15 protein-coding genes are annotated in these 11,908 nt (G+C 34.5%); 14 read left to right on the top strand and 1 reads right to left on the bottom strand.

What is annotated here, in order from left to right; translation table 11 throughout:
- Nucleotides 1-15 precede the first annotated feature (15 nt).
- Nucleotides 16-399, top strand: a complete 384-nt coding sequence (locus AB4Y90_RS09175) for an ABC transporter permease (RefSeq protein WP_441557131.1) — start codon at nucleotides 16-18, stop codon at nucleotides 397-399.
- A gap of 86 nt (nucleotides 400-485) precedes the next feature.
- Complete coding sequence (locus tag AB4Y90_RS09180; RefSeq protein WP_441557115.1) at nucleotides 486-752, top strand: hypothetical protein; 267 nt, start codon at nucleotides 486-488, stop codon at nucleotides 750-752.
- Nucleotides 753-1,290: 538 nt separating this feature from the next.
- Here the strand turns inward: AB4Y90_RS09180 and AB4Y90_RS09185 are convergent.
- Nucleotides 1,291-4,203 carry a M16 family metallopeptidase gene (locus AB4Y90_RS09185; RefSeq protein ID WP_441557116.1) on the bottom strand — a complete coding sequence of 971 codons (2,913 nt, stop codon included), beginning with the start codon at nucleotides 4,201-4,203 and terminating at the stop codon, nucleotides 1,291-1,293.
- Between the two features lie 147 nt (nucleotides 4,204-4,350).
- Between AB4Y90_RS09185 and AB4Y90_RS09190 the strand changes: the two genes are divergently transcribed.
- The 12 genes from AB4Y90_RS09190 to AB4Y90_RS09245 all read left to right on the top strand — a co-directional run.
- On the top strand, nucleotides 4,351-4,737 hold the full coding sequence (locus AB4Y90_RS09190; protein WP_441557118.1) for a VOC family protein: 387 nt from the start codon (nucleotides 4,351-4,353) through the stop codon (nucleotides 4,735-4,737).
- A 108-nt stretch (nucleotides 4,738-4,845) separates the two neighbouring features.
- On the top strand, nucleotides 4,846-5,250 hold the full coding sequence (locus AB4Y90_RS09195) for a hypothetical protein (protein WP_441557119.1): 405 nt from the start codon (nucleotides 4,846-4,848) through the stop codon (nucleotides 5,248-5,250).
- Between the two features lie 2 nt (nucleotides 5,251-5,252).
- Complete coding sequence (locus AB4Y90_RS09200; protein WP_441557120.1) at nucleotides 5,253-6,248, top strand: BtrH N-terminal domain-containing protein; 996 nt, start codon at nucleotides 5,253-5,255, stop codon at nucleotides 6,246-6,248.
- Nucleotide 6,249: 1 nt separating this feature from the next.
- A complete protein-coding gene (locus tag AB4Y90_RS09205) occupies nucleotides 6,250-7,002 on the top strand; it encodes an ABC transporter ATP-binding protein (protein ID WP_441557121.1) in 753 nt (250 codons plus the stop codon).
- The gene (locus AB4Y90_RS09210; RefSeq protein ID WP_441557122.1) at nucleotides 6,992-8,251 is read left to right on the top strand and encodes an ABC transporter permease; all 1,260 of its coding nucleotides are present in this window, start codon (nucleotides 6,992-6,994) and stop codon (nucleotides 8,249-8,251) included. The genes AB4Y90_RS09205 and AB4Y90_RS09210 overlap by 11 nt, the downstream gene beginning before the upstream one ends.
- A gap of 114 nt (nucleotides 8,252-8,365) precedes the next feature.
- On the top strand, nucleotides 8,366-8,746 hold the full coding sequence (locus tag AB4Y90_RS09215; RefSeq protein ID WP_441557132.1) for a GxxExxY protein: 381 nt from the start codon (nucleotides 8,366-8,368) through the stop codon (nucleotides 8,744-8,746).
- A 68-nt stretch (nucleotides 8,747-8,814) separates the two neighbouring features.
- Complete coding sequence (locus AB4Y90_RS09220; RefSeq protein WP_441557123.1) at nucleotides 8,815-9,234, top strand: acyl-CoA thioesterase; 420 nt, start codon at nucleotides 8,815-8,817, stop codon at nucleotides 9,232-9,234.
- A complete protein-coding gene (locus AB4Y90_RS09225; RefSeq protein ID WP_441557124.1) occupies nucleotides 9,234-10,403 on the top strand; it encodes a beta-ketoacyl synthase N-terminal-like domain-containing protein in 1,170 nt (389 codons plus the stop codon). Before AB4Y90_RS09220 ends, AB4Y90_RS09225 begins: the two co-directional genes overlap by 1 nt.
- A 38-nt stretch (nucleotides 10,404-10,441) precedes the next feature.
- Nucleotides 10,442-10,681, top strand: a complete 240-nt coding sequence (locus AB4Y90_RS09230) for an addiction module protein (RefSeq protein WP_441557125.1) — start codon at nucleotides 10,442-10,444, stop codon at nucleotides 10,679-10,681.
- Complete coding sequence (locus AB4Y90_RS09235; protein WP_441557127.1) at nucleotides 10,678-10,962, top strand: type II toxin-antitoxin system RelE/ParE family toxin; 285 nt, start codon at nucleotides 10,678-10,680, stop codon at nucleotides 10,960-10,962. Before AB4Y90_RS09230 ends, AB4Y90_RS09235 begins: the two co-directional genes overlap by 4 nt.
- Nucleotides 10,963-10,980: 18 nt before the next feature.
- Nucleotides 10,981-11,520 (top strand): 3-oxoacyl-ACP synthase, encoded by a 540-nt coding sequence (locus tag AB4Y90_RS09240; RefSeq protein ID WP_441557128.1) that lies wholly within the window; start codon nucleotides 10,981-10,983, stop codon nucleotides 11,518-11,520.
- A 26-nt stretch (nucleotides 11,521-11,546) separates the two neighbouring features.
- On the top strand, nucleotides 11,547-11,908 hold a 362-nt coding region (locus tag AB4Y90_RS09245), incomplete at its 3' end, for a KilA-N domain-containing protein (protein ID WP_441557130.1).

Genomic DNA, 11,908 nt, shown 5'->3' on the forward strand with positions numbered 1-11,908 from the left:
ACTCCGGAAAAGGTGGTGACTTCTTTTGAAATTAAAGCTGATAATACTCCGGAAAAGGTGGTGACTTCTTTTGAAATTAAAGCTGATAATATTTTTGTACACAATAATCAGTTTGTGGAAGCCGGATTAATTGAGCATTCTGCACAGACTTCTTCATCGATTCTGGGGCAAAGTTTTTTTGAAAACCCGGAATCAAACACCAAAGTGATTGGATTTATTACCAACATCAAAAAAATTGAAGTTTTTGGGTTGCCCAAAATTGGAGACAAGATTATTTCAAACGCATCTCTTATTTCGCAATACGAAAATATCTGCAATATTTTCTGTGAAACATTCCTAAATGATGAGCTTCTGATTCGTACACAGATCAGCTTGTTTATTCAGGAAATAGAATCATAAAAAATTCATTACAAAATAGAGAAGCCGACTTTGAAGTCGGTTTTTTTATTGATTAAATTCTCGATATATTTGATAAAAATATAATTATGAGCGTAAAAGTAAGGTTCTATTCCTACGATGTTGAATTTGATTTTGAAAACTCTGTAGAATTTCCAGTTGCGCCACAAGTTGGTGATGAGGTAAACCTGATTTCTTTTTTTAAATATCAGACATCCGAAAGAATTGAATATTATGAAAACATGGAAGACCAAGGTTTATACAACAACGCACTGGTTGTAGAACGTACCTGGTGCAACGATTTGGAAAAAAATGAAATTTATCTTTTGGTGCAGTTGAAGTATAAGAGAAAATAAATTCAGTAAAGCATTTACAATTATTTATTCATTGGATCATAAACAAGAAAAGAATCAGTATGAAATATTCAATTTATTACAAAATATTTTCTTACATCCCATTAATAAATTTATTGGCTTTATTATTACTAATTGCTCACTCTTATTTTTTGTATGGAAGAATACCATCCTATTCAAATCCAGACCCTAAAACATTATTTATTACGTATTCAATATTTCAGATGAGTGAAATTATACTATTTTTCTCTTTTTTAATATTCCCTAGCTTAGTTTTAGTGGTAATTCTTCAAAAAGAACTTACTCGAAGACTTTTATTTAAGCATATTATAATTTATGGATTTAGTATTGTTTTAATGTTAATCATTTACAGGATCAAAATACTTGATTTGGGAACATGGATTATAGATTAGTAGCAAGATAACCGTGTCAAGGTTTTAAACCTTGACATGGTTATCACATCAAAAGAAAAACACTTATCAGTTGAAATAAAAAAGTGAGACATTTCTGCCTCACTTCAAACAATTTATATTAATGAAAATTAATATCCGAAGATTTCTTCTAAAGTCACTTCTTTAAATTCTCCCATTTTGTTGATCGATTCCATATTCAGGTTTTCTCTTTTCCCAATAATGGCCGTGTTGTACGTCAATGGTTTAATTTCTGTGTTGTAAAAACCAGTCAGCTGAGGTAAAGTCAAATTCTGAATTTCAGAGTAGATATCCTTTCTGATGTCATAATCAACACCCAGTTTTTTAAGAGCCATTTGATTGTAGAAAATATTGGTTCTGTTGATTCTGCTGGATGCAATCTGCTTTAAAGCCGAACCTTTAGAATTTTCAAACTGAGCCGGGATTTGTGGTAAATTTACCATCAGCTCATTCATCGCAGTTACTGCTAAAGGCAACTTATTAGATTGGGTTCCGATGTAGTTGGTTACATAATTCGGGTGGTCTTTTTCGTTAGCTGTAGCATAAGAAACGTAAGCAGAATATGCCAAAGATTTACTCTCTCTGATCTCCTGGAAAACGATTGAAGACAATCCTCTTCCAAAATATTCGTTGAAAACATTCGCTTTACCGAAGTTGGCAAGATTTACATCATTTCCTTTTGCGATTTTAGACATTTCCATCTGTACCATATCGTAGTTGGCAAAAAATACTTTTCCGCCAGTTGCAGGTTCAGCATAAATTTTCGCTTTTGCAGGCTGTAAAGTTGCATTTGCTATAAATGGTTTTACYGCTTTTTCAAGATCTTTCTGGTTTTCTCCGTAAAGGAAAACTTCGTATGGATAATTATTTAAAGTCTTGATCTTAGACATCAATTCGGTAACATTGATATTCTGAAGTCTTTCCTTAGAAATAATATCGGTCATTCTGGAATCTTTCCCATATTTAGCATAGTTGGAAAGCGCCGCCATGATTCTGTTTTTATCTTTTTTGGCAACGTCTCTCGATTCAAGAATTGTTTTTACGGTTTGATTGTAAATTTCCTGATCTGCTTTTACGTTTTTCAACCAGTGATTCAGCAATTCTACTCCTTTCTTCATATTTCCTTCAAGACCACTTAATGTAATAAAAGTCTGATCATTTGTCGTTCTGAAGCTGTTTGAAATTCCTAATTTGTAGAATTCTTCTTTCAGTTGTTCTGGAGTATATTTATCGGTTCCTAAATACTGTAAAACGCTTACTCCTAAAGAAAGCTCTTTATCATTATCTGTTCCGAACGGGAAAATATAACTTACCTGAGCAACTTTGTTGTATTTATTGTTAACGAAGCTTACTTTTTTATCTTTGATCTGAGTCGTTGCGATTGCCGTTTTATAATCAACAAACTGAGGTTTGATGTCTGCAACTTTTGTACTTAAAATATCTTTAAGGAAAGGAGACTGCGCTTCTCTGTTTAATTTAATCGGTGTGATTCCCGGGTTTTCAACACGCACCAATTTATCATTCACTCCTTTTTCCTTGTAGATCACAACATAGTTATCTTTAAAGAAATCGTTGGCAAATTTTACAACATCAGCTTTTGTAATTTTCTCAAACTGGTTAATTTCGTCAAGCTCCTGTTCCCAGGTTCTTTCGCCAATATAAGTACTGTAAAGCGTAGTTGCCAAACCATCTGCAGTTTCCCAACCTTTCATACGCTGTACTTTCATATCATTTACGATCGCTTTCAGCATCCAGTCTGGGAATTGTCCTTTTTTAATTAAATCAATCTGAGCCAAAAGCAGTTTTTTAGCATCATCAAAACTCTGTCCTTCTTTCGGAGTTACATACATATTGAATGAACCGTATGTTTTCAGAGGATTTGCATAAGCTCCCGCTCCTAAAGTTGCCTGTTTTTGGTTAATATTAAGATCAATTAAACCCGCATCACCACTGTTGCTTAAAATTTCTCCTACAACTGTTGCCAATCTTGCTTCCTGAGTTCCGTTAGAATCGGTTCTCCAGGCGATTGTCATTCTTGGTGTAGACGGGCTTTTTACCGTTCTGCTTACAATAGAAGTCATTGGTTCTTCCGAAACCATCTTCTTCATTGGCAATTCTTTGTATTTGAAAGAGCCGAAATATTGATCAACTAATTTTATAGTTTTATCAAAATCAAGGTCTCCAACCAAAACTACCGCCATATTATTCGGAACGTAATACGTATCAAAATATTTATGAATTGCCTGCATTGAAGGGCTCTTCAAATGTTCTGAAGTTCCGATTGTCGTTTGCTGGCCGTTCGGATGTTTCGGGAAAAGCGCATCCATTAATGCATAATTTACCAGACGTCCATCGTTATCCTGCGCTCTGTTATATTCTTCATAAACCGCCTCAAGTTCCGTGTGGAAAAGTCTTAAAACCAATTCAGAGAAACGCTCTTTTTCTACTTTAAGCCATTTTTCAAGCTCGTTAGCAGGAATATTATTTTTATAAACCGTTTCGTCTAACCAGGTATGCGCATTGGTTCCTGTTGCTCCCAAAGATGAAATTGCTTTGTCATATTCGTTGGCAATCGCAAATTTTGAAGCTTCCTGAGAAACCTCGTCGATTTTTTTGTAAAGAGCTTTTTTCTTTTCAGGGTCTTTTTCCGCTTTATGTTGTTCGTAAAGATCTGAAATCTGAGCTAATAAAGCTTTTTCTTTTGCCCAATCCTGAGTTCCCAAATGAGAAGTCCCTTTGAAAACCATATGTTCCAAATAGTGAGCAAGACCTGTATTATCACTCGGATCATTATTAGAACCTGTTCTTACCGGAATATAAGTCTGAATTCTCGGTGCATCATCGTTTTTAGCAAGATAAACCTTCAAACCGTTTTTCAATGTGTAAACTCTTACACCAGATTGGTCGTTTTTCACAGTCTCGAAGCTGTATCCTTGTGCATCGGTCTGTTTTTGTGTCTCAAATTTCTGCGCCATTGCGATGATTGTGCAAAAAAGCGAAACTGAAATAAAAAATTTCTTCATAATGAAACTTAATTTATAAAGCTTATGAGTAGAATTAAAATATTAATTGTTACAAATCACAGCAAGAAATCCATTATAATTTTAGATAGTATTAACAAGGAATAAAAATTGCAGTTGACCACTTACTCATCTAAATAAAATTTAACAATGAAATCAAATATGATTTGGGCAAACTTTGGCGTAAAAGACCTGGAACGCACCTCACAATTTTACACACATTTAGGTTTTAGATCTAATGGAAAGTCAGATGATCTTTCAAGTTTTTTCTTTGGAGAAAACAATTTTATTATTCACTTTTTCAAAAAAGAAATTTTAAGTAAAAATCTTGGTTTAGAAATTTCAGATTCCGAAAAATCTAATGAAATCATTTTTACCATTTCTGCCGAAACCAGAGAAGAGGTTGATCAATGGGCAGAAAAAATTAAAAATTCTGAAGGTAAACTTATTTCAAATCCTGAAGAATTCGGCGACAATTATTATGGTTTCATCTTCGCTGATCCGGATGGACATAAGTTTAATATTTTCATGATGTAAAATAGAACTATTTTAAAAATAAGTACATTAAAATTCACATTATACTATGTCCTGCATTTTTACTATTTTAGCCAATTATTAAGACTACAATTAACAGAATTTTTTCGGGTGAAAAAGCAAGATCTTCCACAGGACGAAAGTAATTTACAGTCAGCAAATATGACCGAAGTGTTGTATGTGACCGATGAAAATGATAATTACACCACAGCAAACAGCATTGGTTGGGACGCAAAAAAAGCAGCTCTTGACGAATCGATGGAGCTCATTAATGAGCGTATCGAAGAAGCCAGACAAAATGTTGCCAACAATATCGTAAGTCCGATTATCTATTTTATGGAATTGAATAAAATGGATTTACAGGTTCTTGCAGCGTATGTTGATAAATGGCAATGGACCGTGAAAAGACACGCAAAACCTAAAATTTTCAAAAAACTCATCGATTCTACCCTGAAAAAATATGCAGACGCATTCGGAATTTCGGTAGACGAATTAAAAAACTTCGACGGTAAATAACAATGAAGATCAACTTTGAACACCATCAGACCGCACATTGCGAAAACGGTGTCGCCTCCAATCTATTACTCAACAAAGGTTTAAAACTCAGCGAACCCATGATTTTCGGAATAGGTTCCGGATTGTTTTTCGTGTATTTACCTTTCTTAAAAGTGAATTTTGCACCGGGATTCAGCTACCGTCCGATGCCGGGTGCGATTTTTAGCAAAGCCGCAAAAAGACTGGGAATTAAAATCAAAAGACAGAAATTCTCCAATCCAAAAGATGCGCAAACTGCTTTAGAGAAAAATTTAGAACAAAATATCCCGACAGGTTTACAGGTTGGCGTTTTCAACCTGACTTATTTTCCTGAAGAATATAAATTCCATTTTAATGCTCATAATCTTGTTGTTTATGGGAAAGAAGACGGAAGGTTTTTAATCAGCGACCCTGTAATGGATTTCGCAACTTCCCTTTCCGAAGCTGAATTGGAAAAAGTACGTTACGCAAAAGGTGCACTTCCACCGAAAGGTCATATGTATTTCCCAACTCACATTCCAGAAACTGTAAATCTGGAGGAAGCGATTAAAAAAGGAATTAAAGATACTTGTAAAAATATGCTGGCTCCAGTTCCGTTAATCGGTGTAAAAGCAATGCGTTGGGTGGCAAAAAGCATCCCGAAATGGGCTGAGAAAAAAGGAACGAAAGTAACCAATCATTACCTTGGACAACTCATCAGAATGCAGGAAGAAATCGGAACCGGCGGTGGCGGATTCAGATTTATTTATGGTGCTTTTTTACAGGAAGCCGCTGTCATTCTTAAAAATGATGAGCTGAAAGAATTATCCAAAGAAATTACCGCAATTGGTGATCTTTGGAGAGATTTCGCTGTGGATATTGCGAGAGTTTACAAAAACAGAAATTCTAAAAGTGATATTTACAATCAGCTTTCAAAATCGATGTTGCATATTGCTGATTTGGAGGAAGCTTTTTATAAAAAACTGAGAAAAGCAATCTAGTTTGGAGAATATTATCGAAATAAAAAATCTTTACAAGAAATATAAAAATGCAGAAGAATTTTCTGTAAACGATATTTCTTTAAATATATCTAAAAACGAAATCTACGGAATTCTCGGACCTAACGGAGCTGGAAAAACTACATTGATTTCTATGCTTTCCGGTTTAATTAAACCAACTTCGGGAAGTTTTACCATCAACGGACTGTCGCCTCAGAAAAACAGCACAAAACTGAAACAAATCATTGGCGTTGTTCCGCAGGAATATGCATTGTATCCGACTTTGACAGCCAGGGAAAACCTGATGTTTTTTGGAAGTCTCTACGGTTTAAGCCACAAAAAATTAAGAGATACGATTGATGAATCTTTGGAATTGATGGGTTTATCAAAATTCGCAGATAAAAAAGTCGACCAGTTTTCGGGAGGAATGAAACGCCGTTGCAACCTGATTGCAGGAACACTTCACAATCCGAAAGTTCTGTTTCTGGACGAACCGACTGTTGGAGTTGATGTCCAGTCTAAAAAAACCATAATCGATTATCTTTTAGATTTAAATAAAAAAGGAACGTGCATTATTTACACTTCGCACCATTTATCGGAGGCCGAAGAATTTTGTACTCAAATCGCCATTATCGACCACGGAAAAATTCACGCAACCGGAACGCCTGAAGAACTAGTGCAAAGAGTTGCCAACGCAGAAAACCTGGAAGACGTTTTCATATCATTAACCGGAAAAGAACTGAGAGATGTTGTATAAACTGTGGAGAAGTTTTTTTAAGGAAATCCTTTTACTAAAGCGTGATATCGGAGGAATTGTCATTATATTTTTAATGCCTTTGCTGCTGATTATTACCATTACTTTAATTCAGGATTCGACGTTTAAAAATCTGGAAGGCTCAAAAATTCCGATTATTTTCATCGACAACGACCATTCTGAAATTTCAAAAAGAATAGAATCCGAACTGAAAGCCAGCAAAAGTTTCCAGCTTTTGACAAATTACAACGAAAATTCGGCGAAAGAAGCTGTTTTTTCCGGTGATTATCAGATGGCAATTGTGATTCCTCAAAATCTGACGAAAGATATCAATTCAAATATTGATTCAAAAGTTCAGACAATTGTCAGTTCTTTCGGTCTTGAAGCTGATTCAGCCTCAACAAAAACTGTAGCCTCAAAAGCAAAAGACATTCATCTGTATTTCGACCCTGCAACCAATGCCGGATTCAAAAATTCTGTGATGAACGCCATCAATAAAATGGTTTTCGAGATTGAGAATAAAAAAATCTACAAAGCATTCCAGGATCAATTGGGGACAACGGAAGATTTGGATAATAAGAGTTTGATTACTTTTAAAGAAATCGTTCCGAAATCAGCTTTGGAAGCAAAACCAAATTCCGTTCAGCACAATGTTCCAGCTTGGGCCTTGTTTGCGATTTTCTTTATTGTGGTACCTTTATCGATTAATTTAGTTAAAGAAAAAAGTCAGGGAACGAGCGTGAGAGTACGTGTGAGTCCGACTCCATATTATATTCATATTTTAGGAAAAACATTTACGTATCTTATTATTTGCGTCATTCAGTTTTTGCTAATGGTTGCGGTAGGAATTTACCTTTTCCCGTATATGGATTTGCCGCAATTTGATGTGACTGGAAAAATGTTCAATTTAATCATCGTTACATTATTTGCAGGATTAGCCGCCATCGGATTTGGCGTTTTATTAGGAACAATTGCCGATACACAGGAACAATCAGCTCCGTTTGGTGCGACTTCGGTTGTGGTTTTGGCGGCAGTTGGCGGAATCTGGGTTCCGGTATTTTTAATGCCAGAATTTATGCAGAAAATCGCTGCATTTTCTCCGATGAATTGGGGATTGAATGCTTATTACGACATCATTTTAAGAAACAGCGGAATCGGCGAAATTGCTAAGGAATTGATTTTCTTATTTTTATTTTATGTGGCAATGGTTGCTATTGCATTATTTTATGACAGAAAACAAAATGCAGTTTAATTTAACCACTAAGAACACAAGGTTTTGCACAAAGAGCACAAGCATTATTTTGTGTCCCTTGTGAAACCTATTGTGACCTTTGTGGTAAAAATAAATTATAAAACACAAATGGATATGAATGAGAATGAAATTTCAAAAGTTATATTTGATGCAGGATTAAAAGTTCACCGTCAACTTGGAACAGGGCTTTTAGAAAGTGCATACGAAGAATGTTTGTACTTCGAATTAAAGAAATCAGGATTACTGATAGAAAAACAAAAACCAATGCCATTAATCTATGATGATATAAAACTTGACATTGGCTATAGGATTGATTTACTGGTTGAAAGAAAAGTTGTTATTGAAATAAAATCTGTAGAATCATTAAACGACATTCATATTGCTCAAGTTTTAACGTATTTAAAACTAAGCAATTGCAAATTGGGCTTATTGATTAATTTTAATTCTGTTTTATTTAAAAATGGTGTTAAAAGATTAATCAACGGATCAATATAAGATTCAAAATAATCATTGTGAACCTTGTGAAAACCTTTGTGCCCTTTGTGGTAAAAAAAGAAAACAAAATGCAGTCTAAAGATTTAACTTGTAYCGAAGAAGTACGTGTCCGATTCAATGAAACAGATCCACTCGGAATCGTGTGGCACGGTCATTACATCGTGTATTTCGAAGACGGAAGAGAAGCTTTCGGAAGACAGCACGGCTTGACTTATCTTGATATTCAGAAAGCAGGATTTGTAACACCGATTGTAAAAAGCACCTGCGAACATTTTTTACCTTTAAAATACGGCGAAACATTCAAAATTGTTACAACTTTTGTGAATTCAAATTCTGCAAAATTAATTTATAAATACGAGCTTTTTAACGAAGAAAATAAATTGGTTTGTTCGGGAGAAACAATTCAGGTTTTTCTGGATTCTGAAAATAATTTATGCTTATATAATCCTGATTTTTTTCAGGCTTGGAAAGATAAAATGGGATTATAATGAGGAAGGAAATTTATATCACAGATTACAACTGCGTCACACCTTTAGGTTTTGATGTGGAATCAAATTGGAAAGCACTTTTGGAAGGAAAATCCGGCGTAGCTTTACATAAAATCATAGAAAATCAGGATCCTTTTTACGCTTCGATGATTGATTCTGAAAAGTTAGAAGAAGAATTTGAGAGATTCTTTGACTCCGCTCAGAATGACAATGTAGAGTTCACAAGATTGGAAAAAATGTTTTTGCTCAGTTTAAAACCTTTGGTTGAAAAACATCAAATTTCAGATGAAACCGCTTTTATTTTATCAACAACAAAAGGAAATATCAGCTTATTAAAAAATCAGGAGACTTTACCGGAAGGCATATTTCTTTCGAGTTTAGCACAAAAAATTGCTGATTTTTTCGGATTTAAAACAAAACCCATTGTGGTTTCTAATGCGTGTGTTTCTGGAGTAATGGCAATTTCCGTTGCTAAGAATATGATTCAGGCAAGAAAATACAAAGATGCTTTTGTAATTGCCGGAGACGAAATTTCAGAATTTGTCATTTCAGGTTTTAATTCTTTCCAAGCGATTGGAACGGAAATCTGCAAACCTTATGACAAAAACCGTGACGGAATCAATATTGGAGAAGCAACAGCAGCAGTTTATATGACAAGTCATTGCGAGGAACAAAGTGACGAAGCAATCTCAAACGAGAAATTTAGTTTTAAAGTTCTAGGAGATTCTGCGATCAACGATGCGAATCACATTTCCGGACCATCAAGGACCGGTGACGGATTGTTTGCAAGCATCAAAAATGCAATGAAAGAAGCAAAAGTTTCGGCAGAAAAAATTAATTTTATTTCCGCACACGGAACAGCAACAATATACAACGACGAAATGGAATCCATCGCTTTCAACAGAATGGAATTACAGAATATTCCTTTAAATAGCTTAAAAGCGTATTACGGGCATTGTTTGGGCGCTTCGGGATTGCTGGAAAGCATTATTTCAATGGAATCTGCTTTGCACAATACTTTAATTCCATGTAAAAATTTTAAAGAAACAGGAACTTCCCAACCTCTGAATATCATTAAAGAAAATCAGCCTGCAGAAATTAAATATATTCTGAAAACCGCTTCGGGATTTGGTGGTTGCAACGCAGCAATTGTTTTGGAGAAATGCTAAAATAATTTTGTAATTTTATAATCATAAAGTTCAGGAAAATGGAATCTACAGTTGACATCAGAAAACAAATTCACGAGTTTATCGACATTGCCGATGAAAGAATCTTACGCATTTTCAAAGGAATTATCGAGGCTGAAGAACAGGAAGACAATTATCCTACAATTTCTGATTGGCATTACGATGAGATAAATGAAAGACGAGAAAAATACTTAAGCGGAGAAAGCAAATCTTACACCTGGGAGGAAGTTAAAGAAAAAGCAAAATCTGCTTTGAAATGATTTATGAATTAATCTTACAGGAAGAAGCCAGTTTGGAAATTCTGGAAGCATATATTTATTATGAAGATGCACAAAAAGGTTTAGGAGAAAAATTTATGAAACATTTAGACAAGTATTTACTTAGAATTCAAAACAATCCGAAACATTTCCAGCTTAAAAAAAATTACAGAGAAGCTTTTATTCAAAAGTTTCCATACCTCATCGTTTTTGATATTATTGATTACAAAATCATTGTACTCTCTGTTTTCAACACTCATCAAAACCCAACAAAAAAGCCTTAAACTTTCTGAAAAAATTCAATGAAGAAAACAGACATTTGCACCATAGAAAAATCAAAAATCATTCTCAATAACGAAATTATTTTTGAAACTCAAACCGAAAATTTTTCCAATTTCGCAAAAGAAGCCTACAAAAGTTTAGAACTCAATTATCCAAAATTTCATAAGATGGATAACTTGAGTAAACTCGCTTTCTTAGCTTCTGAAATGATTTTAAAGAATGAAGATCACAGCAAAACAGCTTTGGTTTTTGCCAATAAATCATCAAGTTTAGACACCGATTTTAAATATCAGGAGAGCATCAATTCACAGGAAAATTATTTTCCAAGCCCTGCTGTTTTTGTGTACACTTTACCAAACATTTGTGTCGGCGAAATCAGTATTAAACATAAAATGCAGACTGAAAACGCTTTTTTTGTTCTGGATGAGTTTGATGAAGAGTTTTTAAACACTTATGCGGAACAGATTTTGCAGTCAGGAAAAGCCGAAAAAGTCTTGTGCGGTTGGGTCGAACTATATCAGGAAAGTTATAAAGCTTTTGTATATTTGCTAACCTTGTGAAAATATAATATTTATCAAAGAGTTGAATGGCAAAAATTAGTGTAGAAAATTCAGAAATAACGATAATATCTGTCGAGAATGTAGATTTCATCTCGCTTACCGATATGGCTAATGCAAAAGATAGCGAAAGCCGTGCTGCTGATATTATTAAAAACTGGATCAGAACACGTTATGCAATAGAATTCTTGAGCACTTGGGAACTCATCAACAATCCGAATTTTAAAGTGGTCGAATCTGACCACTTTAAAATGCAGGCAGGATTGCCCAATTTTACATTGAGCATTTCAGAATGGATTGAAAAAACAAATGCAGTCGGAATTACCGTAAAAAAAGGAAAATATGGCGGTACATTTGCCCATAAAGATATCGCTTTTGAATTTGGTTCTGC

The sequence above is a fragment of the Chryseobacterium sp. 2TAF14 genome, from assembly GCF_052115105.1.
In the GTDB taxonomy this organism is placed as follows: domain Bacteria; phylum Bacteroidota; class Bacteroidia; order Flavobacteriales; family Weeksellaceae; genus Chryseobacterium.